The following is a 24930-nucleotide window of genomic DNA, read 5'->3' as shown; positions in this document are numbered from 1 at the left end:
GAGAGCCTATATATTACTCATTTGCTCTGAACTTGTTTTTGCTGATAAAATTGTATTGTAAAGTAGCATTGTAATTGTCATTGGACCAACCCCACCTGGGACAGGTGTAATGTACCCGGCAACATGACTTGCATCTTCAAATAACACATCGCCAACAAGTTTTCCTGTATCGAGACGATTAACGCCTACATCAATTACCACTGCACCTTCTTTTATATATTCACCATCGATAAAGTGGGCTTTACCTACTGCTACAATAAGAATATCCGCTTGTTTTGTGATTTCTTTGAGATTCGTTGTTCTTGAATGACAATAAGTAACAGTAGCATTTTCCTTTAAGAAAAGTTGTCCTACTGGCTTACCAACTATATTACTTCTACCAATAACGACCACATGTTTTCCAGCAATCGGTATTTGTTTTGATTTAACCATTTCTACAATTCCAAATGGTGTACAAGGTAGAAACGCGTCTTGACCTGTCATCATTCTGCCTACATTTATTGGGTGAAATCCATCTACATCTTTATTAGGTGAAATATGCTCGATAACAGCCAATTCATTAATGTGTTTTGGTAAAGGTAATTGTACAAGAATTCCGTGCACTTCTGGATCATTGTTCAGCTTTGTTATTTCGTTTAGTAAATTCGTTTCAGTCATGGTTTCTGGAAATTCGAGTAATGTGGAATGTATTCCTGTGTCATTACAAGCTTTTTGTTTTGCTGTAACATATGATCTAGATGCGGGGTTATCTCCTACTAAAATTACAGTTAATCCTGGTATGATTCCTGTTTCTTTTAAACGTAGTACGTCTTCTGAAATTCTACCTCTTATTTCTGCTGCAACCTCTTTACCACTAATAATTTGAGCTGTCATCTGAATCTCTCCCTATATGTATTGTATTTTTTATATAAAAACTTACAAAGACAGATGAAACTAGACTAACTAAACAAATCTTTATATTGCACTCTTAATAAAGTCCGTTGATTTCCGGTCCAGGCACTTGCTTTCCGCGGGGAGGAAGTCGAGCCTCCTCAACCTTCGGTCTGCGGGGTCTCGACCTTTCCTCTACTTCCCGCAGGAGTCAAGTGCCTTCCCCTCCAATCAACTTAGAGCCTGAAATTTAAACAACAAACCATACGAAAGAGCATTTATAATGTTTCTTTTACTTTTGATAAGATACTATTAATAAAGCGACTTGAACTGTCATCCCCAAATGTTTTTGCTAGTTCGATTGCTTCGTCCATGCTTACGTTTACTGGTATTTCCTCGATATATTTCATTTCAAAAATGGCCATGCGGAGTAAGGAACGATCTACATTAGCTACGCGCTCTAGTGTCCATTTCTCCAAGTTAGCACGTAGTATGGTATCTATCTCTTCTTTGTTTTCAACTACCCCTAAAACAAGCTGCTCTAGAAAAGGATCGCTTTCTTCCCCTTCCATTAACACATTTGTGATAACTTCTCTTGGGTCATTGTCACTTAAATCTATTTGAAATAGAGCCTGTAGTGCTCTTTCTCTTGCTGTACGTCGTTTCATTTACTCTTTTCTCCTTTATGTACGAAGTTTGTCGACTATTCCACTTTAGATAATAGCATATTTTTCTTTTATAATAAAATAGGGGTCAACGCAAAATGCGCAGACCCCCATAGGTTAATAAATTTTGTTTACATTTCTTGTTCGTATTGCTGCTCTTGCTTTTGGTTTTCAAACAATACACCAACAACATGAATATTAACTTCGTCGATTTCTAGTGCCGTCATATTTAACAGTGCTTGACGAATATTATCTTGAACCTTTTGAGCAACGTTAGGAATAGAAATCCCAAACTTCATTGCACAGAAAACATCAATTGTAATACCGTTATCTGTTAAATCTACTTTTACACCTTTACCGTGATTCTTCTTACCAAGTCTTTCAGCTACACCAGATGCAAAATTTCCTCTCATCTGTGCTACGCCATCTACTTCAGAAGCTGCAATTCCTGCGATAACTTCAATCACTTCTGGTGCAATTTCAACTTTACCTAAGCTATTGTTACCTTGATTCATTTCTAACACGTTATTCTCTGACATAACTAGCACCTCCAGTAATAGTTTATGACTTCATTACCTCATATAATTCAAGAAACTTTGTATTAAAGTGACCATCTACAAACTTTTCATGATTTAGTAGCTTTAAATGAAACGGGATTGTCGTGTGAACACCAGGACCTTCAATGACAAATTCACTTAATGCACGCTTCATTCTAGCAATTGCTTCTTCTCTAGTTGCACCGTATGTAATTAATTTTGCAACCATCGAATCGTAAAATGGTGGAATCACATAGCCTGGATATACTGCTGAATCAACACGAACTCCTAATCCACCAGGAGGTAAGTACATTTCAATTTTTCCAGGTGAAGGCATGAAATTCTTTTCAGGATTCTCTGCATTTATCCTACACTCAATCGACCAACCAGTAAAGGTTACATCTTCTTGCGTAATAGATAACTTTTCATTAGAAGCCACTTTAATTTGTTCCTTAATTAGGTCAACGCCCGTAACCATCTCTGTTACAGGGTGTTCTACTTGAATACGAGTGTTCATCTCCATGAAGTAGAATTTATTTGCATTGTGATCGTAAATAAACTCAACTGTTCCAGCACCAGAATAATTAACTGCTGCTGCTGCCTTAACAGCAGCTTCTCCCATTTTTTCTCTTGTCGTAGCATCAAGAGCTGGAGATGGAGTTTCCTCAACCAACTTTTGTAATCGGCGTTGAATGGAGCAATCACGTTCACCTAAGTGTATCACATTTCCGAAATTATCTGCTAATACTTGTATTTCAACATGACGGAAATCCTGTATGTACTTTTCAATATATACACCTGGATTTCCAAATGCAGTGGCTGCTTCTTGTTGAGTTATATTGATTCCTTTTACTAACTCTTCCTCTGTTTTAGCAACGCGGATCCCTTTTCCACCGCCACCTGCAGTTGCCTTAATGATGACAGGATAACCCATCTCGTTAGCCAAAGCAATTGCTTCATCTGTATCCTTAATAATCCCTTGTGAACCTGGAACAATCGGTACACCCGCTTGCTTCATCGTTTCACGAGCTACGTCTTTTGTCCCCATTTTTGAAATAGCTTCAGGACTAGGCCCAACAAATGTAATATTACATTCACGACAAAGCTCCGCAAAGTCTGCATTTTCAGCCAAAAATCCATAACCCGGATGAATAGCTTCACTTTCAGTAAGCTTTGCTACACTAATGATATTCGTAACATTTAGATAGCTATCTTTTGAGGCAGTAGGCCCGATACAATAGGCTTCATCTGCAAGTTGGACATGAAGGGCTTCACGATCTGCTTCAGAAAAAACAGCAACTGTTTCTATACCTAATTCTTTGCACGCTCGAATAATCCTAACGGCAATTTCTCCTCTGTTTGCAATTAACAATTTTTTAATCATAGCAGTCTCCCTTTATTCAGGTTTAACTAGGAATAGTGGTTGTCCGTACTCTACTAATTGTCCATTTTTCACTAAAATCTCAACTATTTCTCCATTAACTTCCGCTTCAATTTCATTGAAAAGTTTCATAGCTTCCACAATACAAACAACTTTATTCGTATTTACGCGGTCTCCAACCTTAACATAGTTTTCGGTATCAGGTGATGGAGCTGCATAAAAAGTTCCTACCATTGGTGAAGTTATTTTATGTAAGTTTTCTGTTGATGCTGCTTCTACCGATTTTGGAGCCTCTGCTTGTACAGCTACAGGTGCTGCCACAGCAGTAGGTGCTTGTTGAACAGTTTCCTGAACAGCTGCTGGAGCTTGTTGTACTTCTTGATTTACATGTTTCATTACTGACCCAGTATTGTCGTTATGTTTTTTCATTTTAATTTTTGAGCCATCATGTTCGAAAGTAAACTCATCAATAGAAGATTGGTCTACAAGTTTAATTAGTTCGCGTATTTCTTGAATTTTAAGCATCCATTACACTCCTTAGTTCATATCGATCCATCTTACTTTAAGAATACCATATTTTAAAATTAAATGTTAGTATTAGTACCACCTACTAATATGATACGATACTATCTTCAATGAATTCAATAGCAATATGTTAGTCTAGTTGAATTTACCTAAAATTTATTAAGTAATTTGGAAACGCTTTCCTATTTCAATCATATTTCAACATTTTTTGTAAAAAAAAGAAGGATTGTTTACAAATTAGTCGAAATTATCCATCAATAATTAATTTGTATTGTGGAGGAGTGTTTCATGTTTTCTCTTGAAAAAATGAAAATAGAGGATTTAATTCGTAAAAATGGGCTAGTTGTTAAAGCAACCTTCGTATCTGTTATTCTAGCTGCCATTGTTGATATTGCATTAGGAAAAGAACTTGCTCTCATTTTATCTATTATTATTGGAGGATTTATCGGAGTTTCAGTAGTTGCTTTTCTGCATTACACAAATCGTTTTATAACAGCCATTCCGTACATCGCCATTTTGTTTGTAGCAACTGTCATCTTTACAATTATGCAAAGTAGTATCTCGCCAACAGCTTATTTTCTCGTTTATTTTATTTTAGCTACGTCTGCCATTTACATGAAGCGCTCTACTCTCTTTCTTGGAGCTGGTTTGGGGTTACTAATATTAACTGTTTTTACCTATTTGCATCATTCTGAACTAGTGTTAGAAACAAAAAATTATGGAACCATCTATCTCCTATTTTTACTAGTAACAATTCTACTATCCTTTCAATTAAAAATGGCTGACCAGTTGTCTAAAAATATCTTGTTAGCTCAGTCAAAGACTGAGGAAATGCTTGTTAATGACTTAGAAAGAAGGAAGCAACTAGAGGATCATACTGCGATTATCTCTACAACCATTAAACAAGTGAGTAATCAAAGTAAGGAAAGTTACTTTGCATCTGAGAAAATGGACACTGCTATTTCTGAAATCGCATCAGGCGTACAAAATCAAACAAGCACAATTTATGACATTACAAACTCATTAGAGCACGCTAATCAATTGGTTGTTCAAATGGTAAACTCTGCTTCTGAACTAAAAAATAAAGCTGAATATACATCAAACATTTCTTCAGATGGAACTAAAGTTACAAAAAGCTTACTAGATGCAATTACCTCATTCAACACACTATTACTAGAAATGAATCGCAAAATTGGGAGTTTGGCAACTAAAATTCAAGAGACGTCGCATTTTACAGTGTCTATTCAGGAAATTGCCTCACAAACAAATTTACTAGCTTTAAATGCCTCAATTGAAGCAGCACGTGCTGGGGAAAGTGGAAAAGGATTTGCGGTTGTTGCAAGTGAGGTTCGTAAACTTGCAGAGCTAACTGCAAAAACAGCATCCCAAATCTCGGATAATTTATCGAATGTCATTTCTGAGACAAAGGAAACACAAGAAAACATGGAAATGACTTCTAAGAATATGAGTGAAAATTTAAATTTGGTAAAACAAACAGATCTAGCTTTCTCACAAATTAGTAGCTCCATCGATGAATTAAAAGACGATATCCTTGGATTTGACGGATTAAGTAGCTCTATCGAAAAAACAACAAATTCTATTGGTATAGCAGTAAATGAATTTAGTAGTATTATTCAAGAGGCAAATGCTACCTTAGAAGAAATAGCTTCAACAATTACAGAACAGACAAAACAACATTATGATTTATCAGAGTCTGCTTCCAAGACAGATAAATCTGTACAGCAATTATTACAGTTGTATAAAGATTAACGAAGAAAACCGGCAATAATGTTTGCCGGTTTCTTTACGTTTTATTATTCAGCAGGCTCGAAAGTTACAGCTACATCTTGTAGCTCACCTAACTCACTTGCAACTAGTAATAAAATATCGTTTGCAGCTGCATTGTTATGCTCTTTTGCCTTAACTGTAATTCTTACTTTACCACCGTCAGCTCTTACTAGAGCGTCAGCATAACCTTTGCTTTTAATTAGTGTTTCAATTGTTGACTCTTTAATTGCGATTTCTGTTAACTCTTGCATTTTTTCCATAGCCATGTTTTTCTCTTCAGCAGAAACTTCACTTGAAGCTACAACAGCTGTTAGTTGCTCTCTTAACTCAGCTCTCTTATCCTCAATATCCATACGAAGTTGTGCAAATAGCTCATCACTAGAGATTGTTGAAATAGCAGTTCCATCTTCAGCTTCTTCAATTGTTACTTCCATACCTTCTTCGCCTTCAGCTGTTGTTGTTACATCTGTATTTTCTGCAGTTTCATTCACACCTTCTTGTTCAAATGCAAAATCCTCTGGTGCACCTTCTGGAGACGTAATGTAATAGACTGATAGAACCACCACTAAACTTAACATTGTTAATAACCAAACTGTTTGCTTTTTTAATAACATTTATGATTCCCCCTTAGACTTTTTAGGTAAAACTGCCACTCTATGACTAGGTACATCTAGTGCTCTCGTAACAGCCTCTACCACCATTTTTTTTATTTGAATGTTGTCAACCCCTTTGGCGACAACAAGTACACCCCTAATGGCTGGCTTTTCAATTTTAATAACAATTGGTGTTTCTTCTTCACCTTGCCTAATAATGACAACTTGCTCATCCTTCGACAGATCCTCTACCTTACGTTTTCCACCCTCACGATCGGTTTCATCCGTCGATTGGCTGTTAGTAATAGTATTGGTTTGTAAAACCTTCGTTTCCGTGGCATCAACATTAACGACCACAGATACATCACTCACACCTACAATTGTTTCCAATGCTTCTTTTAGCTGGTTCTCATAGCGAACCTCGTATTCAGAAATAGCCGCTTGCTCTAAATCTTTTTTCTGTCCAAATGTTGGCTCATCTACGCTTTCTTGTTTTGTTACTGGCATAGAAGATTGGGGTTGATTATTGCTGTTCAATAAATTACTAACTAGCATAAACCCAATACCCAGTGCTAAAACGAGTAGCAAATAATGATACTTAGGTGGCTTTTTTGTTGGAGGATCGGACTGATCTTCTTTTGATTGATTAAACATCTTTTTAATTGTTTCTAAAAATCCTTGTTCCTTCCCCATTTGCTATTTCTTCCCCCCTTCCACAGATACGACTATTTGTTCTGGATTAGATCCCCAAATACTAGCTAGATAACTAGCAATTTCTTTTACAATTGGTTGATTGGTTTCAATTTGTGTCTGTTTGGAGGTGTCAATAATAACTGGCTTTACAACCGCAACCGCATTTGGATCTTTGTCTAGCTTTGAGAGAACTACCTCGATTGAGCTCAAATCATCGGGTGAGGTAATCTCTATGCTTTCTTCTTTTGGAAAAAGAAGTACCTTTTCAACAGTCAAACCATATTCCTGCACCATCTCCTCTTCCACTTCAGTTTTCATTTGGACAGCCATTTCTTCTAAAATATATGCACGGTTTGAGGCTTGTATTTCTTTTTTCTTAATTTCTATTAAATTTTCTATATTTTTTTCATTATTTTGCGGTGAAACCCTTAAACTAGCGAAGGTTTGTTCGAAATCCTGAGTCAAAAGCTGGAAAAGTGGTGTTAAGATAATCACGATAAGCAATAAACCAACTACCATCTTTACATATTTTTGCATACTAGAATTTGGTAGAAGCATTTCAACGACGGTTGCTAGTAGGATAAAAAGAATAATATTTGTAATCCAATCTGCTAAAAATTCCACTCTTCCACCTCCTTCACTATCGGACCATCATTGTCAGGTTCCCAGCAGCAATAATCACTGTCATACTTAAGAAAAACATGAGAGATACAATTGCAAGTGCAGCAAAAATATAGATGACACTTTTACTAATAATATCTAGACACGCAATAACCGGTCCCCCACCTAATGGTTGTAACAAAGCGGCAGCAATTTTATAGATTAAGGCTAAAGACAATATCTTAATTGCCGGAAAGGCAGCTAATAACAAGAGAATCGCTACTCCCACGATACCTACTGTATTTTTTAATAGGACGGATGCACTGATAATTGTGTCAGTAGCATCTGTAAACATTCGTCCAATGACAGGTACAAAGTTTCCAGTAATAAATTTGGCTGTTCGAATGGTAATTCCATCCGATACAGCTGCAGATGCCCCTTGTACGGAAATAACACCTAAGAAGATTGTCAAAAACGTTCCTAATAAACCTATACTAATATTTCGTATTAACTGTGCGAGCTGGGTCACCTTGTAATGATCACTCAATGTACTCACAATACTTAGTAATGCTGATAAAAAGAGAAGAGGCAACACGACATATTGAATTAGTAATCCACTCGTGTTCATTAAGAAAATAATAATTGGATGAAAGAAGGCTGCTGATATAAGTCCACCTGATGAGGCCATTAATGCAAGCAATAGTGGCACTAACGCGAGAATAAAATTCGTCATTGTTGAGATGGCTTCTTCAGCATAAGAAATGGCTACTCTAAAACTATTTAATGCAATGATTATTAGCACCATATACACTAATGCATATGCGACTTTGCTTACTGTACTTTTCTCAAATGAATTTTGTAATGTTTGGAGAAACATGCTGAAAATGGTAAGCATAATCAATGTACTTAAGAGTTTTCCATTCGCTAACAATTCATAGAATAGATATTTAAGAAATCCAATGAGCCATTCTTTAATTGAGAATTTCTTTTCTCCACTTATGAAGTCGACTAAACTTCCTTTTTGACTCTCTGGTAGAAAACCACCATATACGGTAGTGATTTCTTCCCAATATCGTTTAATTTCTTCAATTCCAAGCTTTTCTAATTGTTTATCTACTAGATCCTGCTGTGGGGGAGAAGCTTGTACATTGTCTGGAATAAAAAATAGTAAGAATACTAACATAGGTAGAATGACTGTAAGAGCTCGCTTCAACGTATCACCCCCAGATTTTAAAGAAGCAGTGGTGCCTAATCACGTTTATCTAGGTATTAGACCAATGATTGTTTCGATGATGACAGTAAGGATTGGTATTGCCATTGCCAATATTAATATTTTTCCACCTAATTCAATTTTAGAAGCGATCGCACCTTGGCCCGCATCTTTCGTAATTTGCGCTCCAAACTCGGCGATGTAGGCAATACCGATGATTTTTAAAATTGTCTCAACATATACCATGTTGACATTTGCATTTAATGCTATTTTTTCTAGCATTCTTATAATCTCGTATACTTGATCAATTAAAAATAAAAAAATGACGCAACCAACAAATACAACGAGCATAAAAGCAAAAGTGGGCTTTTGTTCTTTAACGATTAATGCTAGGAAAGTTGCTATTAATCCTAGTCCTACGATTTGAAGAATTTCAATGACAGAGCCCCCCTTTATCCCTGAAAGAGAAACACAGCTTTTATCTTTTTAAATAAATCATCAACAATTGTTGCTACCATGAAGAGAATATATATAAAGCCCAGTAGAGTAACCCATTGAGCATACTCTTTCTTTCCCATCTGATCCAAAATTGTGTGGAGAAATGCAACTACAATTCCAACACCCGCTATCTGAAAAATGATATTTACATCGACTCCCATTTGCTCTTCTCCCCCTAATACCTACATCAATAAAATCACTAGCAAAAGCCCTGTTAAAAAGCCTAAACTTTTGACCATCTTTTCATAACGTGCCTGCTTTTCTCTAGCTTCACTTTCTTCCCTCTCTAAATGTGTAAGAGCTAGAATGATATGCTTTTGTTGTGCATTTCGGTCATGCTGACCAAGTGTTTCACCAAACTGTTTCAAAACCTCTTGTTCACCTTGCTTCAAAGCGGTGAACTTCCAAACTTCCTCCAAGCTTTTATCCCATGCCTGCTTCACACTTGTCTCACCATCAATTAGTTTTTTGGCAAACCCCTCAAAAAACCAAGTTAATGGTTTAGGCATCTGCTTAGCCAGATGAATCGCTGCTTCATGCAAAGGAACATGTCCATACATAATTTCAGCCTCCAATGCTTGAAGTGCAGCTTTTAGCTGTCTAAGTTGACGTGGCCGCTCACTTAAATGTCTTGCTGCTTCAAATCCCGTCCAAGTAGCTGCAACTAAAATAATGATTGCACCGAGTAATTTCATTCTATGTCACTCTCACTTCATTCAATATATGACCCGCTTCATTTAAAATATTTTTTACAGTTCCAGGTCCTTGTGATCGTGTCAATTCTATGAACCGCTCGAATACACCAATTTCTAATAGGGGTCTTAGAGATGGTCGCTTGTAAAGATCACTTAGTTGATGCCCATGAACTGTTACCACCATGCTAACCCCTGCGTTTACAGCTTCTAATATGGCTTCACTATCTTCAACTCGTCCAATTTCATCAACAACGATGACATCTGGACTCATAGAACGAATCATCATCATCATTCCCTCAGCTTTCGGACATGAATCTAATACATCGATTCGATTACCCAATTGATGCTGCGGAATTCCCTTTACACAGCCTGCGATCTCTGACCGCTCATCGACTATACCAACTTTTTTTGAACTGATACCAAATTGTGGTTCACCACAGCTTATTGCTCGGGCAATATCACGAAGCAATGTCGTCTTTCCAGTCTGAGGTGGTCCGATAATCATCGTGTTTTTCCAATCGTCATTGTATAAATAGGGGAGGAGCGAATTTGCAATCCCAATTTTTTGTTTTGCAATTCGTATATTAAAGGAGGTCACATCACGGATTACCTTTACCCGTGCGTTTTCAGTTATGACCTTCCCAGCTAGTCCAACCCTATGGCCACCTTGAATGGTGACATAGCCACGCTTTAATTCCTCTTCAAGAGTATAAATTGAATAGTGGCTTAGCTTATTTAGAAGTTGCATTCCATCTTCAGGTGTGATGATATACTTATGAAAATGGGGGTTGCCACTAATGATGACTTCAAGTGGCCTTGAAACCCTAACGCGTACCTCCTCAATTCTTTCCTGTTCGGAAAGAGAGTAAGACATGAGCTGTGACGAAATTGATTTTGGCAACACACTTAGGACTTCTTCCATTCCTTCCACTCCTTTAAAAATCCTATTGTTACTTCAATTTATGCAGGCTTGGCCACATTATTACACTTTCTTAACCTTAGAGAGCTAGTTTCACTTATTTATAGATTCCAAATAGAATGAGAGCTACACCTAGTCCAACAAAGAAAAGCTTAGAAAAAGAGAGATCATCAGCCACAGAAAGTAAGCCAATTGTCATTGTTGTAACCAAGACGACTGGTCCCACAATGGCAAGAAGTGCATTAATCGCAAGTGCCTTTTTGGGATCATTAAAAATTAACATTAGAATTGCAGCCGTAATCTCAAGTGTCCCTGACAATATTCGGAGTCCAGCCATTGATAAAACACTCGTTTCTATTAACGATATCCACCTTTTCATAACGTCCTCCACTTTCTTTAAGAGGTTGTTCAAACACATTTTGAACAAGCACTCATCCATCAAATTTTTCGTTTTGTACAACCTATGCAGAAAGAGAGGATTTAAGACGAGAAAATTTTAAGGATAGTAAAAAGACCTACTGGTGGGGTAGGTCTAAACAGATTACTCATTATTCAGATTTTAGTTGTATATTGTTGGTTATTCGCTAAAATCCACTCGCTTTCCGCGGGCGGTCCGGGAGCCTCCTCGTCGCTACGCTCCTGCGGGGTCTCCCTTTGACGCGCATCTCCCGCAGGAGTCTCGTGGATTTTAGCGAATAACCCCCACTTGAACAATGGTATAGGTGTAACTAAGTTATTTTTCGAATTTTACTTGTTACTAATCTTTTGAGTTTGATATTTTATCTTCTCCTATGGATTCTTAATACTTCATATTAAGTAATATAGTGGATTGGAGCGGAAGGCACTTGACTCCTGCGGGAAGTAGAGGAAAGGTCGAGACCCCGCAGACGGAACGTTGAGGAGGCTCGACTTCCTCCCCGCGGAAAGCAAGTGCCTGCAGCGGAAAGGAACGGTCAAAGTTCAAAGTGAAAAACAAAAAACCCATCAACTAGGATGGGTTCATTTAAAAGTTATTTAATTAAGCACGTGACACGTAAGAGCTGTCTGTTGTGTTGACAATTAGTACATCGCCTTCGTTGATGAAGAATGGTACGTTTACAGTTAAGCCAGTTTCCATGATTGCTGGTTTAGATCCACCAGAAGCAGTGTCACCTTTGATACCAGGCTCAGTTTCAGCAACTTTAAGTTCAACTGTGTTCGGAAGTTCCACTCCAAGAGTTTCAATTCCGAATGTCATAATATAAACTTCCATGTTTTCTTTTAAGAATTTCAACTCATACTCGATTTGGTTTGCCGGTAATTCAATTTGATCATATGTATCTGTATCCATGAATACATGTTGATCTCCGTTTGCATATAAGTACTGCATTTTACGGTTTTCGATTTGAGCTTTTGCTACTTTTTCACCAGCACGGAAAGTTTTCTCTTGTACAGAACCTGTTCTTAAATTACGTAACTTCGAACGCACGAATGCTGCGCCTTTACCAGGTTTTACGTGTTGAAAATCCATTACTCTCCAGATTCCACCATCCACTTCAATTGTTAAACCTGTACGAAAATCATTTACTGAAATCATGCAAAAAATCCTCCTAATGATTATGAATCCAAGAAAATCTATTTCTTAATTCATTTTATAAAATAATTAATTCTTTTGTAGAATAGGTAAGCGATTCATTGCCATTCGGTGTAATAACTGTATCATCCTCAATTCTTACGCCACCAAGACCTGCAACATAGATTCCTGGTTCAACTGTTACAACCATGCCTGGCTCTAATACGGCAGAATCTGCTTTCACAGATAGTGAAGGCTGCTCATGTACTTCCATTCCTAAACCATGACCAGTTGAATGTCCAAAATACTCTCCGTAGCCATGTTCTGTGATGTAATCACGAGTTAATGCATCAGCTTCTTTTCCTGTCATTCCTGGCTTAATACCAGCCATACCACGAAGTTGAGCTTCTAAGACAATATTATAGATTTTCTTAAGCTCTTCACTTGGTTCTCCTACAGCTAGTGTTCTCGTAATATCTGAACAATAACCTTTGTAATAAGCCCCAAAGTCTAACGTTACAAAATCACCTTTTTCGATGATTTTGTCACTAGCAACACCGTGTGGCAATGCAGAACGATAGCCTGAAGCAACAATAATATCAAAAGAAGAAGAAATCGCTCCATTTTTTCTCATAAAGAATTCAAGTTCATTTGATACATCTAGCTCAGTGATTCCCGCTCGAATATATTTAAGAATGTGAGAATAAGCCGCATCTGCAATCTCTGCTGCTTCCTTTAATATCTTAATCTCTGATTCAGACTTAATCAAGCGCAACTTTTCAATAGCACCAGAAACAGGAACAAATTCTGCATTTACTTCCTTTTCATACGCTTTATATGTAGCAAATGTTAAATCATCTTGTTCAAAGCCAAGCTTTTTAAGACCCATTTCAGCAGCCTGTTTTGCAACCTCTTCAATAATTGGGCCTTTATGCTGTACAATTTCAAAATGCTCAATTTGTTTATTTGCTTGTTCTACATATCTGAAATCTGTGATAAACACAGCTTTCGTTTCAGATACTAGTGCTACACCAGCGGTTCCTGTAAATTCTGTCATATAACGTCTGTTATAAGCATTTGTAATAAGTAATCCATCTACACTATGATTCTTAAAGCTTTCACGTAGTTTCTCTAATTTTAACATACTCCACTTTCCCCCCTAATTTTTCAAGCATCGCTAAAATTGCAACATTATAACCATATAGTCCTAACCCTACAATTTGGCCAACCGTGACGGGTGCAATAACCGATGTATGTCGAAACTCTTCACGGGCATGCACATTTGAAATATGAACTTCAATTGTCGGAATTGTAATACTTGCAATTGCATCGCGAATTGCATAGCTATAATGTGTAAAAGCGCCTGGGTTAATAATAACCCCATCATATGTATCGCCAGCCTCATGAATTTTGTCAATAATGACTCCTTCATGGTTTGATTGAACACAAACTAGGTTAATGCCAATCTGACTGGCAAAAAGTCTTAAATCCTTTTCTAAATCATCCAAAGTTGCATGACCATAAATATGAGGTTCACGTTTTCCTAAACGATTTAAATTAGGACCATTAATTAGAAGTATGCGCTTCATTATTATAAACTCCTTGTTAAAAAAAGAATGTTCAGTCAAAGAACATTCTAACATAAAACACTATTTATACCTAGCTATTTGACGTTACACTCTGTCCTTGTTTTTGGATATCGTTTACCTCAAATGAAATTGAATAACCTACAAAAACACCATATAAAAGGTATAGGCACACTGTTGTAATATTTGTGTTTCTGCCAAGTTCCCATACACTTTTTAGGTCTGGAAAAATAGGATTTAAAAGAAAGAATACAAATCCCCATAACGCTATACCAAATATCATACTCACCCAAATTTTTTCAAACCTTCTTAAAACAGCATAATATAAAAGAGCAACACCTATCGATAGTAAACCAATGATAAAGATTCCCATAAACTGTCCATAAAGGCCGTTTTTCCAATCACCCAGTGCCCACGGCTGTAATACTAAATTAGGACTTATCTTAGTGAAATTAAAAATATAGAGAAGGTAACCTAAAAGACTCCAAAAGATTCCTCCACACAAGCCGATAACCATTACTTTTGCCATAATTGACATTGGTTCTTCTTTTTTGTTTTGCTCAAGAGCCGGATCCTTTTTCTTTGCTTCTACCATTTCTTTAAGCACCTCCATTTGCTAGTATGTCCAGGTGTTGAACGTAATATGAAGTGTAATCAATTTATGTCTATAATAGGAAAATCATGGTTATACTAAATACATATAGTTCTCACTAGTTGTTTCATCTTTTTTCCTGTAAAATATAAAGTAAGTTAAAAATAAAAAAGAATGAAATATTTTACTAATAATCGGCAACTAAAGTTGTCTTACTTAATAAACTAAAAAAAAGCTGTTAGGAGGTGTTTCTCTTGAATCGTCGCCGTAATATTTTTGTTCTAGTTCTCATTAGTCTTAGTGTATTTGGCCTCTTATCTACACTACTATTTGAGCCGGGGCAATTATTAAAACAACTAGCTATTTATGCTTTTTTTGGTGTTGTTATCTTCCTTATTTATAAATGGTTTGTTAGACGGCGAATTGGTGGAAAAGAACACTCTGCATATTTAAGAGCAGCCAAACAATCCGCAAAGCGTTTTAATGACCAAGGAAGTAGAAAAAGTAATGTACTTGGTTCAATAAACAAAAAGGCGAGTTTAACAAGTGTAAAAAAGCCGAATCAACCGTCAACACCAAAGAAGAAATCGACCCCAACACACCTAACTGTTATTGAAGGAAAAAAAGGCAAAAAGAAGAATCGAGCTTTCTTTTAGAAAACTTGATTCTTCTTTTTTTTTCTATTTTTAATATGTCCATTTTTTCAAAAAGTCTGCTGCTCTTTGTTCCCCGACTTTAATGATTGATTGTTTTTTCTCTTCAGTAAGGTCAAATTCTGTAGTTAGATCTCCTTCTAAAGGTATGAAGATGATATTTTTCTCATGTCTTCTTGATACGTAGCGTGCATCATGGGCATCTTTCATTGTTTCAAATAGAGCCGTAAACAACTGGATTGCGTTATTTATTTGGTTTGCAGGCTTCTCTGTATAGCTCGTACTCAATTTTATTCCCAATAATGGTCTTGCCTTCTTTTCTTCTTCAAAAAGCCAAATTGGAAAATTACTTAACACAGCTCCATCTACAATAATGTTTTTGTTCTCTTTTATGGATAGTTTTATTGGGTCAAAAAAATAGGGCAAGCTACAGCTCATACGCACAGCTTTAGCAACTGAAAAGGTCCTTGGGTTAATACCGTACGGCTTCAAACCATCTGGTAAAACAAGGATCTTACCGTTCGTAAGGTCAGAAGCAACTAGACGAAGTGATTGATGGGGAAGATCAGCAAATGTTTTCACTCCCTTTTTTTCAAGCTTCTCTTCAATCCATTTTTCTAATACAAATCCTTTATAAAGCCCTAGCTTCCAATATAATAAAAGCCAATTAGAAAAAGGGAAGGGAATAACTGTTTTTCGCTTATCCAGGAATTCCTTCATATTTATCTCATCCATCAATTCAATGATCTCCGAACTTGTATATCCCGCTGCAATAAATGCTGCCAAAAGTGAGCCTGCACTCGTTCCTGCTAAGCGCTTAAACTTAAACCCCTTTTCCTCGATTGCTTTAAATGCACCAATTAACGCAAATCCTTTTATCCCACCTCCCGAAAACACACCATCGATATACAATAAGAAATCCCCCTCGTACTTTTGATATATATGTATCAAAACGAGGGGTGAATTAGACCAAAAAAAAGAGAATAGTGTTATCAGGATTGAACCTGAAACACTATTCTTCATTTCGTTTTTGGACATCTCGTAACTCAGTAATTCTAGAATTATCTTCTTCAAAATACTGAACTAAATCTCCAATTCGATCAATCGCATTCCAACTCAAATGATGTTCAATTCCTTCTACATCATTGTAAATTTTATCATCATCAACACCAATTAATTTCATAAACTGTTCTAATAAATCATGCCTAAAGACCAATCTCTTTCCAATCTTTTTACCCTTTGTAGTTAATACTAGCCCTCTATATTTTTCATATATTAAATATTCATCTTTATCCAGTTTCTGAACCATTTTCGTTACTGAGGAGGGATGGACTGACAGAGCTTCGGCAATATCAGAAACTCTTGCATAGCCTTTATCTTCAATTAACATATATATTTGTTCAATGTAATCTTCCATACTTGGTGTTGGCATTTTGTCTCCTCCATAACTTAGCCGGAAAGCTTCTTGTATTAAAAGTTTACAATAGAACCTATAGGCTGACAAGCAATTAAGGAAACGTTTACCACGACTTACGTAAAATATTGAATTTCAGCACTTGGAAAAAATTCATGGATGTAACGTCTAATTGTTGTTTCAATATCCTCTGCGTCTTCGGTTTTATAGACATATTTTCCAATTCCGTAGCGTCCCCATTTGTACTTTCGGTCTTCCTCATTCATCTCAAGCTTGGTCTTAGGATATCTTTGCTGTATAACTTTTTTTGCTGGCTTAGTAAAACGATGCTGGATAAGTTCAAAGGATAAGTTTGAAAGGTCTATCCCTTGAAGAGATGCATGCAATCTTTCAAAAAGTTCGAAGTAACCTTCCTGCCAATTCTCATGCATATAAATAGGCGCAACAATAAAGCCTAAAGGATAATTCGCATTTGCAACTTTCCTTGCTGCCTCAAGCCTTTCATCAAAAGATGATGTTCCTGGCTCAAAGTTCTTTATCACATAACGAGAATTTACACTAAAGCGAAACCTCGTATTACCATTATGCTTCGCATCTAAAAGATGGTCTACATGATGGTATTTAGTAACAAATCGAAGTCTACCCAAATCAGTATCACCTATAAACTCAATCGTCTTTTTAAGTGAATGAGTTAAATGATCCAAACCTACAATATCCGAGGTACAAGCTGCTTCAAAACGTGTGATTTCTGGTTCTCTTTCTTTTATATATTTAGTTGCTTGTTCAAAAATATCTTCAAGGTTCACATAAGTACGAATGTATGGTTTACTCCCAAGCGTGGTTTGTAAGTAACAATAATGACAGTGGCCCATGCAGCCTGTCGCCAATGGAATCGCATACTCTGCTGAAGGTTTTGATGTATCAAACTTTAAAGTTCTTCGTATACCTACCACGAGTGTGGATTTGGCAATTCTGTATTTTTGGTTTTCATTGTCACCTGGTAAATCGCGGACTTGATTATGCGATGTTGTTTCCCTAATTTCAATTCCCATCTTTTCAAATTTTTCTTTTAGCTCGACTCCAAGTGGATAATCTAGGGCCTTAGGCTCTATGTAAACGAGCTGTGGGATAAATGGTTCCATGGTTTCACCTCTTTTTATGGTTAGTATGACCGGATTAGAATGGATAAAATGCGCCAATGGTTTCCATAAAAGGTTGTGGGATATTTGGATAAACTATCGGTAACATTCTAATTCAAAGGAGGTAAATGTACATGAATCCTAATGAAGGGAAACGCTATCAAAGAAAAATTGGGAAGGTTAAGGCATATCAAGATTTAAATGATGAAATTTCGAAAAATAAGGAGTTGCAAACTATGCAGCCTACTCCAGAGCCGAAGGATTTTGAGGAGATTGAGTATTAACTCGTGATTTGGTGATAGACCGAAATCTATCGCGAGTTGACCGATAAGCTATAAGTAAGACCGATTTCATTTGGGTATAGACCGATAAATCCTCTTGCTTGACCGATAAACTTCATAATAACAGGGTTGGCTAATCTAATTAGGGTGGATTAGTTAGTGCTATTTAAATAAAAACAACAAAAAAAGACCCAAAGCAGGGTCTTTTTTTACTATTTTACAATCCACATTTAAGTTGTGCGCCGCATCCAGTACACGTATTGCAGCCTCCAAGGTCTTCAACCGTACCTTGACGACAAACTGGACATGTATTTCCAACTTCTGAACCGATGGTTACATCTGTTGAACGTAATGCATTAATTGTATCTACTAATACAACATGACTCTTTTTCTTTTCAGTTGTCTCTGTAACAACTTCTTCTTCAAAAGTGTTTTCTTCCGCTTTAAGAGTTAATACTTGTGAGTCACGGCTACCGTCAACATAAACAGTTCCACCTTTTGCTCCACCTTTGTATAAACGCTCATATACTCCTTCAACCTGCTCAACAGTGTACCCTCTTGGAGCATTTACTGTTTTACTAATTGAGCTGTCAATCCAACGCTGGATAACACATTGAACATCAGCGTGTGCTTCTGGTGCAAGCTCCATTGCAGAAATAAACCATTTTGGAAGGTTATTTGGATCTGCCTCAGGATTTTTGTCTAAATACTCTTGAACGATATCTGCTTTTACTTCAATAAACTTGCCTAAACGCCCACTTCTAAAATATGAGAAGGAGAAGTATGGTTCTAAGCCGGTACTGACTCCAACCATTGTCCCTGTGGAACCTGTGGGAGCAACAGTTAACAGGTGTGAATTACGAATTCCGTACTCTTTAATACCATTCTTAATATCTTCTGGCATTTTTTCCATAAAGCCAGTTTGAGTGAATGCATTTCTTAAACGATTAGTGCCTTCTTCGTTATCGCCAACTAAGAATGGGAAGCTTCCCTTTTCTTTCGCAAGTTCAATTGAAGCGCGATAAGCAGTTGTTGCGATTGTCTCGAACACTTCATCAACAAGCTTATTGCCTTCTTCTGAACCATACTCAGTTTCGCAATAGATAAGTAAATCGTGTAATCCCATTACCCCAAGACCAACACGGCGCTCGCTTAATGCTTGTTTTTTATTCGCTTCTAGGAAGTATGGAGTAGCATCGATAACGTTATCTTGCATTCTAACTCCAACTTCAACTGTTTTCTTAAGCTTTTCAAAGTTAACTGTTTTTGTTTCTTTATCAGCCATTTCAGCTAGGTTAACAGCTGCAAGGTTACATACTGAATATGGTGCAAGAGGTTGCTCTCCACACGGATTTGTCGCAACTACTTGTTGTCCATAAGCTTTCGCATTTGTCATTTCATTTGCATTATCAATGAAGAAAATTCCTGGCTCTGCTGAATACGTTGCACAAATGTTAACTAGGTTCCAAAGCTCTTTCGCTCTGATCTTACGGTACACTCGTACTTTGTGTCCTAGTTTCTCCCATTCTCTTACATCACCAATTTTATGCCATTCCTCATTGTAAACTTTCATCTCAGCTTCATCATAGCTTTCTACATCTGGGAATTTAAGTTCATAATAAGCATCTTCCTCAACAGCCTCCATGAACTCCTTAGTTAAACATATAGAGATGTTTGCGCCAGTAAGGAACTCTGGATTATGAACTGAATAATTCCCGCCTGTTTTAAGTTTTATTTCTGCATCTTTTATAATTTTATCACTAAATCCGCCATAACCAGGAATAGATTTGTAGTTAACAATTCCTTGATACATATCTCTTTCTTGTTGTGAAAGCGGAGTGAATTTTAATTTTTCTTGAGCGTATTTTTTAATCGTTTCATCGTTTGTATTTTCAATTAAGTAGCGTAAAATTCTTGGATTTTGCATCTTAGAAATGATGAATTCTATAATATCAGGGTGTGAGGAATTCAACATTATCATTTGGGCTCCGCGTCTACTCCCACCTTGCTCAACAAGGTGAGTAAGCTTCGCAATATCATCCAACCAAGATACAGACCCAGATGATTTACCGTTTACTCCACGAGCCAGTGCATTTCGTGGTCTTAACGTGGAACCATTTGTTCCTACTCCGCCACCGCGGCTCATAATCTCCATCACTTGTTTTCTATGCTCTGAAATTCCTTCACGAGAATCTTGTACATATGGCATTACATAACAGTTAAAGAATGTAACTTCTGTACCAGCACCTGCCCCGTATAATACACGGCCAGCTGGGATGAAGTTTAAGTTCACTAGCTCTGCGTAGAACTTCTCAAACCATTCTTGTCGCTTTTCTTCCGTTTTTTCTACTGATGCAAGACCTGTTGCATTTCGCTTAGCAATTTGCTCGTAGTAGATTTCTAAAGGCTTCTCAATTACGTCAAGAGATCTCTTAATTATTCCAGTTTCGACTTCCTCTTGGCTGTCTAATACACCACGGTATTCCTCTTCAACTAGTACTCTAGCAGCTTTCTGCTCCCAATCAATATCCACGATATATCCAAGACCACGCGCTGGGAACTTTGGATCTTCCTTAATCGTTAATACGACAAAATCACCAGCAGTTAATGTGATTTTTTCAGTATCCTTGAAAGTATAACGATCAAGCATAACAAGACGTGATACTCCTTTATGTGTAAGTATCATATCTTCTGTAATTGGGTGTACTTGAGGAAAAAGCCTGATATCTTGATTAAGCCTTTCTACATTCACCATATTCTTTTTTTCTAGCACAACAGCCATTCTCACATCTCCCTTGTCACTCAGTTTATAGCTTGTCCATACGAGGGCATCTAATATTTCTATCAACCCTCGTTTGTTGTCTTATTTAGCAGTAACCATAACTTAACATATTCCTCCAATCCAAATCAATATAAAAATCTATATATAGTATATAATTATTTTTCGACAATACTACATATTGATTTTTGGTCAACTATAATCTTTTTTGTCAAACCTTAAATAGTTTAAAAAAGATAGATAGCAAGAGATAAACTAAGATTATTCTCGTTTATTGACCAAAAACGAAAAAATTTGTCGGTTGCAAAATCCTTATCTAAAATGAGCCCTTACAAATAAACACTTTTAAAAAATCAATTAAAAAAAGCGACTAAAAAAAAGTCGCTTGTCATTTTATCTTTTAAAATTCCAATCAGGATTTGCATATCTCTTCTTTACAATCTCTTCTACATATAGTATTTCTTCATCTGAAAGAGTATAGGGCTCAAGTTCAATGTTCAGGCCCTTCTCAAAACCTTCCTTAAAAGCTTTCTTTGCCTCATCAATCGTAACCGGCTCCGCTCTTAGTGCATTTATGGCAACAGCCTTATTTTTAAAATTACGTTGGAGCCTTTCTTTTACACGGTCATTAGGATACTTAAAGACATCAAAGAGCTTATCCTCATCTATATCTAGTAAGATAGAGCCATGTTGAAGAATAACACCTTTTTGGCGTGTCTGAGCACTTCCGGCTACTTTTCGTCCTTCAACAACTAACTCATACCAAGAAGGTGCATCAAAGCATACAGCAGACCTAGGATCTTTTAAACCTGCTTTTTCTTCATCCGTTTTAGGTACCGCAAAATAAGCATCCAGTCCTAATAATCGAAAACCTTGTAATACACCTTCTGAAATCACTCTATATGCCTCAGTAACCGTATGGGGCATTTCAGGGTGATCTTCTGAAACAATAACACTATATGTAAGTTCCTGATCATGTAAAACCCCTCTACCACCTGTAGGGCGTCGCACGAAACCTAAACCATATTTCTTAACAGCATCAAAGTCTATTTCCTTATCTACCTTCTGAAAATAACCTATTGATAAGGTAGGTGGATTCCAGCCATAAAAACGAATCGTCGGTGGAATTTTATGTTCACTATGCCAATCAAGCAAGGCTTCATCTAATGCCATATTAAATTCAGGAGAACAATCACCTGAGTCTATAAATCTCCATGTTTCAATCGTCATATTTTATCCCTCATTAACACAAATTTCATTTTGCTTTTTAAGTCTAACAAAATTAACACTGATTTCAAAGTAAAAACAAACAGAATTCCTTTGATTATTCATGTTATCACTTATATAATAGAGTATGTCGATGAAAAGAGGAAAAAAGAAGGAGTCGATTTTGTTGGAAATGGTTTATATTACACTTGGAGCACTAGGAGCATTTATAACTTACGCTATCATCATGTTTTTGTATCAAAGAAAAATTCTAAAAACATTAACTGAAGAAGAATTCCGTGCTGGCTACCGTAAAGCACAGTTGATAGATGTACGCGAACAAAATGAATTTGAAAATGGACACATTCTAGGTGCTCGTAACATTCCATTGTCTCAATTAAAAATGCGCCTTAAAGAAATACGCCAGGACAAGCCTGTTTACCTGTATTGTCAAAATGGCATGAGAACAGGCAGAGCAGCTCAAATGTTAAAAAGAAAAGGATACCAAGATCTTAACCAACTAAAAGGCGGTTTCAAAACTTGGTCTGGTAAAATCAAAACGAAAAATAGTTAAGAATTCTAGCCTATCCACTAAAATGGATAGGCTATTTTTATGTAAAAAAATAGGTTAAACGGAAATCCGTCTAACCTACCAAATCTTATGACAAAGCAGCCTAGTGTTTCATATAATAATTAGGAAAATGTCTTATCAATAGCGCTTTCGGTATCCATTACCGAAGAATCGACATAACGTTTCGTAACATTTACGTCAGAATGTCCTGCCAATTCTGCTACTGTTGCTAGACTAACACCATTTTGTACTAGATCAAAGCAAAATGTATGACGCAATTTATGTGGGTTTACATTATAGTTTTTCAACATATACTGTACACCTCTAGTTGAAATACGTTTATTTACACTTGATATAAATAATGCATCTTGAGATGTTTCAATACTCTCGATATACTTCGTTAAATGATGCTGTAAGTCTTTTGATAAAGGTATTGTTCTTTTTAACTCCCCAGTCGAAGTACGAATGAACAGTTTTCCTTTACCACTTTCTGAGTCAACTTGGATATCTGAACGATTTAACGCACACAATTCAGAAATTCTAATACCTGTATGCAGCAAAGTATACACAATGGCTATATTACGTAAATCACCGTCAAGTTCTACTTCCTTTAATAGAGCTTTTCTCTCACTTAATTCCAAAATTTCTGGAGTAGAATCATCCTTTTCCTTTTCAACACGGCTTACTCCCCTTATAATTTCATATCTATCTAGGTATTTTGCGTAAACACTAATTGTTGAAAAAGCTTTTTCTATAGTTGCGGGGCTTCTATCTAATGATTCAAGATACTGCATATAGTCTTGAACATCCTTTTTGGATAGATTAGTTATATCCTTGTCACACTCTAACATCCAGTCAAAAAACTTCACCATCGCACCATTATATGTTTTTACAGTGCTCTCAGACTTTCCATTTGATAATAACCATTCCCCAAAAGGTGTTAGAAGACTACTTAATTCAGTATGTTGTACCATTCTAGATCGCCCCCTTATTGTACTTATATTAACATCGTATCACATGAGTTCGCAGAAGTAAATTTCTATATCAAAAAAAAGAAGGGTAAATTACTCCCTTCTCTGGTAAATCTTATGTTTTTTTAAGCGGGTGATGAGAATCGAACTCACGACATCAGCTTGGAAGGCTGAGGTTTTACCATTAAACTACACCCGCATGAAGATGAATATAAGAATTGGAGGCGACACCCGGATTTGAACCGGGGATAAAGGTTTTGCAGACCTCTGCCTTACCACTTGGCTATGCCGCCATTAGTTACAGTCTATAATATGGTCTTAACCTACTAATTGTTACAATAAATTTGGCAGGGGCAGTAGGAATCGAACCCACACTGGAGGTTTTGGAGACCTCAGTTCTACCTTTAAACTATGCCCCTAAGATAAAACATGTGAATAATTATTGAGAATAAATGGTGGAGGGGGACGGATTCGAACCGCCGAACCCTGAGGGAGCGGATTTACAGTCCGCCGCGTTTAGCCACTTCGCTACCCCTCCATAATGTAATTAAAGTTAAAATGGCGGAGGAAGAGGGATTCGAACCCCCGCGGGCTTTAACACCCCTGTCGGTTTTCAAGACCGATCCCTTCAGCCGGACTTGGGTATTCCTCCATTTTAGGCTAAAAATATTATATGGTAGCGGCGGAGGGAGTCGAACCCACGACCTCACGGGTATGAACCGTACGCTCTAGCCAGCTGAGCTACACCGCCATATTAAAGAAAATTAAAAATAGATACCAAAAGTATTAAGTTTTTTGTGTCCCGATTTCAGGAAGCATAATCAAGCAGCAGCTCAATCGGTACAACTCGATGTATTTTCAACGAAGCTTCGCTCGTCGCTCTAGCCAGCTGAGCTACACCGCCATAATATATATTCAATTAATTTAATTTGGCGCGCCCGAAAGGAGTCGAACCCATAACCTTCTGATCCGTAGTCAGACGCTCTATCCAATTGAGCTACGGGCGCTTATAAATTTAACACTAGAATTCTATTGTACTATAAAAAGAAACAATTTCAACTAGAAATTTGTTCCTTCAAAACTAGATAACGTAACTAAGACATTTTGTAAGTTTTTTTGTGGTTAAGTCCTCGAACGATTAGTATCAGTCAGCTCCACACGTCACCGCGCTTCCACCTCTGACCTATCAACCTGATCATCTTTCAGGGTTCTT

28 protein-coding genes, 7 tRNA genes and 1 rRNA gene are annotated in these 24930 nt (G+C 36.9%); 4 read left to right on the top strand and 32 right to left on the bottom strand.

Translation table 11 applies throughout. The annotated features are described in order from the left end of the window. Positions 1-6: 6 nt before the first annotated feature. From folD to accB, 5 genes are all read right to left on the bottom strand, one after another. A complete protein-coding gene (folD, locus tag J2Z26_RS08505; protein WP_193539683.1) occupies positions 7-873 on the bottom strand; it encodes a bifunctional methylenetetrahydrofolate dehydrogenase/methenyltetrahydrofolate cyclohydrolase FolD in 867 nt (288 codons plus the stop codon). Positions 874-1148: 275 nt separating this feature from the next. Then, the gene (nusB, locus tag J2Z26_RS08500; RefSeq protein WP_193539684.1) at positions 1149-1538 is read right to left on the bottom strand and encodes a transcription antitermination factor NusB; all 390 of its coding nucleotides are present in this window, start codon (positions 1536-1538) and stop codon (positions 1149-1151) included. Positions 1539-1666: 128 nt separating this feature from the next. Next, positions 1667-2074 (bottom strand): Asp23/Gls24 family envelope stress response protein, encoded by a 408-nt coding sequence (locus J2Z26_RS08495; protein WP_193539685.1) that lies wholly within the window; start codon positions 2072-2074, stop codon positions 1667-1669. Between the two features lie 22 nt (positions 2075-2096). After that, the gene (gene accC, locus J2Z26_RS08490; RefSeq protein ID WP_193539686.1) at positions 2097-3455 is read right to left on the bottom strand and encodes an acetyl-CoA carboxylase biotin carboxylase subunit; all 1359 of its coding nucleotides are present in this window, start codon (positions 3453-3455) and stop codon (positions 2097-2099) included. 12 nt (positions 3456-3467) lie between these two features. Continuing rightward, a complete protein-coding gene (gene accB / locus J2Z26_RS08485; RefSeq protein WP_193539687.1) occupies positions 3468-3977 on the bottom strand; it encodes an acetyl-CoA carboxylase biotin carboxyl carrier protein in 510 nt (169 codons plus the stop codon). A gap of 288 nt (positions 3978-4265) precedes the next feature. On the opposite strand from accB, the gene J2Z26_RS08480 reads away from it, so the two are divergent. After that, positions 4266-5747 carry a methyl-accepting chemotaxis protein gene (locus J2Z26_RS08480; RefSeq protein WP_193539688.1) on the top strand — a complete coding sequence of 494 codons (1482 nt, stop codon included), beginning with the start codon at positions 4266-4268 and terminating at the stop codon, positions 5745-5747. 44 nt (positions 5748-5791) lie between these two features. Here J2Z26_RS08480 and J2Z26_RS08475 read toward each other — a convergent pair whose 3' ends face one another. The 13 genes from J2Z26_RS08475 to J2Z26_RS08415 all read right to left on the bottom strand — a co-directional run bounded on the left by J2Z26_RS08475 (position 5792) and on the right by J2Z26_RS08415 (position 14706). Beyond that, entirely contained in the window at positions 5792-6379 is a 588-nt protein-coding gene (locus J2Z26_RS08475; protein ID WP_193539689.1) for a SpoIIIAH-like family protein, read from the bottom strand. Beyond that, a complete protein-coding gene (spoIIIAG, locus tag J2Z26_RS08470; RefSeq protein WP_193539690.1) occupies positions 6380-7051 on the bottom strand; it encodes a stage III sporulation protein AG in 672 nt (223 codons plus the stop codon). Between the two features lie 3 nt (positions 7052-7054). Next, on the bottom strand, positions 7055-7675 hold the full coding sequence (gene spoIIIAF, locus J2Z26_RS08465; protein WP_193539691.1) for a stage III sporulation protein AF: 621 nt from the start codon (positions 7673-7675) through the stop codon (positions 7055-7057). 16 nt (positions 7676-7691) lie between these two features. Beyond that, on the bottom strand, positions 7692-8864 hold the full coding sequence (gene spoIIIAE / locus J2Z26_RS08460; protein ID WP_193539692.1) for a stage III sporulation protein AE: 1173 nt from the start codon (positions 8862-8864) through the stop codon (positions 7692-7694). A gap of 45 nt (positions 8865-8909) precedes the next feature. Beyond that, positions 8910-9299 carry a stage III sporulation protein AD gene (gene spoIIIAD / locus J2Z26_RS08455; protein ID WP_193473424.1) on the bottom strand — a complete coding sequence of 130 codons (390 nt, stop codon included), beginning with the start codon at positions 9297-9299 and terminating at the stop codon, positions 8910-8912. A gap of 14 nt (positions 9300-9313) precedes the next feature. Continuing rightward, positions 9314-9520 carry a stage III sporulation protein AC gene (gene spoIIIAC / locus J2Z26_RS08450; protein WP_191154846.1) on the bottom strand — a complete coding sequence of 69 codons (207 nt, stop codon included), beginning with the start codon at positions 9518-9520 and terminating at the stop codon, positions 9314-9316. Positions 9521-9541: 21 nt separating this feature from the next. Then, positions 9542-10054: a stage III sporulation protein SpoIIIAB gene (gene spoIIIAB, locus J2Z26_RS08445; protein WP_193539693.1), complete on the bottom strand. Its 513-nt coding sequence runs from the start codon at positions 10052-10054 to the stop codon at positions 9542-9544. A gap of 1 nt (position 10055) precedes the next feature. Further along, positions 10056-10976, bottom strand: a complete 921-nt coding sequence (spoIIIAA, locus tag J2Z26_RS08440; protein ID WP_193539694.1) for a stage III sporulation protein AA — start codon at positions 10974-10976, stop codon at positions 10056-10058. A 94-nt stretch (positions 10977-11070) separates the two neighbouring features. Beyond that, positions 11071-11352 (bottom strand): YqhV family protein, encoded by a 282-nt coding sequence (locus J2Z26_RS08435; RefSeq protein WP_193539695.1) that lies wholly within the window; start codon positions 11350-11352, stop codon positions 11071-11073. Between the two features lie 639 nt (positions 11353-11991). Further along, positions 11992-12549, bottom strand: a complete 558-nt coding sequence (gene efp / locus J2Z26_RS08430; protein ID WP_193469489.1) for an elongation factor P — start codon at positions 12547-12549, stop codon at positions 11992-11994. A 55-nt stretch (positions 12550-12604) separates the two neighbouring features. After that, a complete protein-coding gene (locus J2Z26_RS08425) occupies positions 12605-13669 on the bottom strand; it encodes a M24 family metallopeptidase (protein WP_193539696.1) in 1065 nt (354 codons plus the stop codon). Continuing rightward, complete coding sequence (gene aroQ, locus J2Z26_RS08420) at positions 13644-14114, bottom strand: type II 3-dehydroquinate dehydratase (protein WP_193539697.1); 471 nt, start codon at positions 14112-14114, stop codon at positions 13644-13646. The genes J2Z26_RS08425 and aroQ overlap by 26 nt, the downstream gene beginning before the upstream one ends. Before the next feature lie 70 nt (positions 14115-14184). Beyond that, complete coding sequence (locus tag J2Z26_RS08415) at positions 14185-14706, bottom strand: YqhR family membrane protein (RefSeq protein ID WP_193539698.1); 522 nt, start codon at positions 14704-14706, stop codon at positions 14185-14187. Positions 14707-14957: 251 nt separating this feature from the next. On the opposite strand from J2Z26_RS08415, the gene J2Z26_RS08410 reads away from it, so the two are divergent. Next, on the top strand, positions 14958-15359 hold the full coding sequence (locus J2Z26_RS08410; protein ID WP_193539699.1) for an SA1362 family protein: 402 nt from the start codon (positions 14958-14960) through the stop codon (positions 15357-15359). Positions 15360-15389: 30 nt separating this feature from the next. On the opposite strand, the gene J2Z26_RS08405 is transcribed toward J2Z26_RS08410, so the two are convergent. The 3 genes from J2Z26_RS08405 to splB form a co-directional block, all read right to left on the bottom strand. Then, positions 15390-16268, bottom strand: a complete 879-nt coding sequence (locus J2Z26_RS08405) for a patatin-like phospholipase family protein (RefSeq protein ID WP_193539700.1) — start codon at positions 16266-16268, stop codon at positions 15390-15392. A gap of 100 nt (positions 16269-16368) precedes the next feature. After that, positions 16369-16788: a transcriptional regulator MntR gene (gene mntR / locus J2Z26_RS08400; protein WP_193539701.1), complete on the bottom strand. Its 420-nt coding sequence runs from the start codon at positions 16786-16788 to the stop codon at positions 16369-16371. A 98-nt stretch (positions 16789-16886) separates the two neighbouring features. Then, positions 16887-17912: a spore photoproduct lyase gene (gene splB / locus J2Z26_RS08395; protein WP_193539702.1), complete on the bottom strand. Its 1026-nt coding sequence runs from the start codon at positions 17910-17912 to the stop codon at positions 16887-16889. 131 nt (positions 17913-18043) lie between these two features. On the opposite strand from splB, the gene J2Z26_RS08390 reads away from it, so the two are divergent. Further along, the gene (locus J2Z26_RS08390) at positions 18044-18193 is read left to right on the top strand and encodes a hypothetical protein (RefSeq protein ID WP_193539703.1); all 150 of its coding nucleotides are present in this window, start codon (positions 18044-18046) and stop codon (positions 18191-18193) included. A gap of 214 nt (positions 18194-18407) precedes the next feature. Here the strand turns inward: J2Z26_RS08390 and J2Z26_RS08385 are convergent, their stop codons facing one another. Next, a complete protein-coding gene (locus J2Z26_RS08385; RefSeq protein WP_193539704.1) occupies positions 18408-20972 on the bottom strand; it encodes a vitamin B12-dependent ribonucleotide reductase in 2565 nt (854 codons plus the stop codon). Positions 20973-21362: 390 nt separating this feature from the next. Next, a complete protein-coding gene (locus J2Z26_RS08380; protein WP_193539705.1) occupies positions 21363-22199 on the bottom strand; it encodes a lipoate--protein ligase family protein in 837 nt (278 codons plus the stop codon). 169 nt (positions 22200-22368) lie between these two features. Here J2Z26_RS08380 and J2Z26_RS08375 point away from each other — a divergent pair, with 169 nt between their 5' ends. Then, positions 22369-22749: a rhodanese-like domain-containing protein gene (locus J2Z26_RS08375; RefSeq protein ID WP_193539762.1), complete on the top strand. Its 381-nt coding sequence runs from the start codon at positions 22369-22371 to the stop codon at positions 22747-22749. A 119-nt stretch (positions 22750-22868) separates the two neighbouring features. Here J2Z26_RS08375 and J2Z26_RS08370 read toward each other — a convergent pair whose 3' ends face one another. The 9 genes from J2Z26_RS08370 to J2Z26_RS08330 form a co-directional block, all read right to left on the bottom strand. After that, on the bottom strand, positions 22869-23720 hold the full coding sequence (locus J2Z26_RS08370; protein WP_193539706.1) for a tyrosine-type recombinase/integrase: 852 nt from the start codon (positions 23718-23720) through the stop codon (positions 22869-22871). A gap of 125 nt (positions 23721-23845) precedes the next feature. After that, a tRNA-Gly gene (locus tag J2Z26_RS08365) sits at positions 23846-23916 on the bottom strand. 20 nt (positions 23917-23936) lie between these two features. Continuing rightward, positions 23937-24010: transfer RNA gene (locus J2Z26_RS08360), tRNA-Cys, on the bottom strand. Positions 24011-24062: 52 nt separating this feature from the next. Further along, positions 24063-24136, bottom strand: a tRNA-Trp gene (locus J2Z26_RS08355). A 34-nt stretch (positions 24137-24170) separates the two neighbouring features. After that, positions 24171-24255: transfer RNA gene (locus J2Z26_RS08350), tRNA-Tyr, on the bottom strand. Between the two features lie 21 nt (positions 24256-24276). Then, a tRNA-Ser gene (locus J2Z26_RS08345) sits at positions 24277-24369 on the bottom strand. Between the two features lie 22 nt (positions 24370-24391). Further along, positions 24392-24468 (bottom strand) — tRNA-Met (locus J2Z26_RS08340). 179 nt (positions 24469-24647) lie between these two features. Continuing rightward, positions 24648-24724 (bottom strand) — tRNA-Arg (locus tag J2Z26_RS08335). A gap of 111 nt (positions 24725-24835) precedes the next feature. Next, positions 24836-24930, bottom strand: a 23S ribosomal RNA gene (locus tag J2Z26_RS08330); the annotation flags it as partial.

Origin of the sequence: Cytobacillus luteolus (assembly GCF_017873715.1) — a bacterium.
GTDB classification, from domain to species: domain Bacteria; phylum Bacillota; class Bacilli; order Bacillales; family Bacillaceae_L; genus Bacillus_BV; species Bacillus_BV luteola.
The sequence above is the reverse complement of the archived record's forward strand: the minus strand, read 5'-3'. Positions and strand labels throughout refer to the sequence as shown.

What these genes read in the sequence shown, in the direction of transcription:
- folD (WP_193539683.1), bottom strand. Translation starts at nt 873, where the DNA reads ATGACAGCTCAAATTATTAGTGGTAAAGAGGTTGCAGCAGAAATAAGA.
- nusB (WP_193539684.1), bottom strand. Translation starts at nt 1,538, where the DNA reads ATGAAACGACGTACAGCAAGAGAAAGAGCACTACAGGCTCTATTTCAA.
- J2Z26_RS08495 (WP_193539685.1), bottom strand. Translation starts at nt 2,074, where the DNA reads ATGTCAGAGAATAACGTGTTAGAAATGAATCAAGGTAACAATAGCTTA.
- accC (WP_193539686.1), bottom strand. Translation starts at nt 3,455, where the DNA reads ATGATTAAAAAATTGTTAATTGCAAACAGAGGAGAAATTGCCGTTAGG.
- accB (WP_193539687.1), bottom strand. Translation starts at nt 3,977, where the DNA reads ATGCTTAAAATTCAAGAAATACGCGAACTAATTAAACTTGTAGACCAA.
- J2Z26_RS08480 (WP_193539688.1), top strand. Translation starts at nt 4,266, where the DNA reads ATGTTTTCTCTTGAAAAAATGAAAATAGAGGATTTAATTCGTAAAAAT.
- J2Z26_RS08475 (WP_193539689.1), bottom strand. Translation starts at nt 6,379, where the DNA reads ATGTTATTAAAAAAGCAAACAGTTTGGTTATTAACAATGTTAAGTTTA.
- spoIIIAG (WP_193539690.1), bottom strand. Translation starts at nt 7,051, where the DNA reads ATGGGGAAGGAACAAGGATTTTTAGAAACAATTAAAAAGATGTTTAAT.
- spoIIIAC (WP_191154846.1), bottom strand. Translation starts at nt 9,520, where the DNA reads ATGGGAGTCGATGTAAATATCATTTTTCAGATAGCGGGTGTTGGAATT.
- spoIIIAB (WP_193539693.1), bottom strand. Translation starts at nt 10,054, where the DNA reads ATGAAATTACTCGGTGCAATCATTATTTTAGTTGCAGCTACTTGGACG.
- spoIIIAA (WP_193539694.1), bottom strand. Translation starts at nt 10,976, where the DNA reads ATGGAAGAAGTCCTAAGTGTGTTGCCAAAATCAATTTCGTCACAGCTC.
- J2Z26_RS08435 (WP_193539695.1), bottom strand. Translation starts at nt 11,352, where the DNA reads ATGAAAAGGTGGATATCGTTAATAGAAACGAGTGTTTTATCAATGGCT.
- efp (WP_193469489.1), bottom strand. Translation starts at nt 12,549, where the DNA reads ATGATTTCAGTAAATGATTTTCGTACAGGTTTAACAATTGAAGTGGAT.
- J2Z26_RS08425 (WP_193539696.1), bottom strand. Translation starts at nt 13,669, where the DNA reads ATGTTAAAATTAGAGAAACTACGTGAAAGCTTTAAGAATCATAGTGTA.
- aroQ (WP_193539697.1), bottom strand. Translation starts at nt 14,114, where the DNA reads ATGAAGCGCATACTTCTAATTAATGGTCCTAATTTAAATCGTTTAGGA.
- J2Z26_RS08415 (WP_193539698.1), bottom strand. Translation starts at nt 14,706, where the DNA reads ATGGTAGAAGCAAAGAAAAAGGATCCGGCTCTTGAGCAAAACAAAAAA.
- mntR (WP_193539701.1), bottom strand. Translation starts at nt 16,788, where the DNA reads ATGCCAACACCAAGTATGGAAGATTACATTGAACAAATATATATGTTA.
- splB (WP_193539702.1), bottom strand. Translation starts at nt 17,912, where the DNA reads ATGGAACCATTTATCCCACAGCTCGTTTACATAGAGCCTAAGGCCCTA.
- J2Z26_RS08390 (WP_193539703.1), top strand. Translation starts at nt 18,044, where the DNA reads ATGAATCCTAATGAAGGGAAACGCTATCAAAGAAAAATTGGGAAGGTT.
- J2Z26_RS08385 (WP_193539704.1), bottom strand. Translation starts at nt 20,972, where the DNA reads ATGGCTGTTGTGCTAGAAAAAAAGAATATGGTGAATGTAGAAAGGCTT.
- J2Z26_RS08380 (WP_193539705.1), bottom strand. Translation starts at nt 22,199, where the DNA reads ATGACGATTGAAACATGGAGATTTATAGACTCAGGTGATTGTTCTCCT.
- J2Z26_RS08375 (WP_193539762.1), top strand. Translation starts at nt 22,369, where the DNA reads ATGGTTTATATTACACTTGGAGCACTAGGAGCATTTATAACTTACGCT.
- J2Z26_RS08370 (WP_193539706.1), bottom strand. Translation starts at nt 23,720, where the DNA reads ATGGTACAACATACTGAATTAAGTAGTCTTCTAACACCTTTTGGGGAA.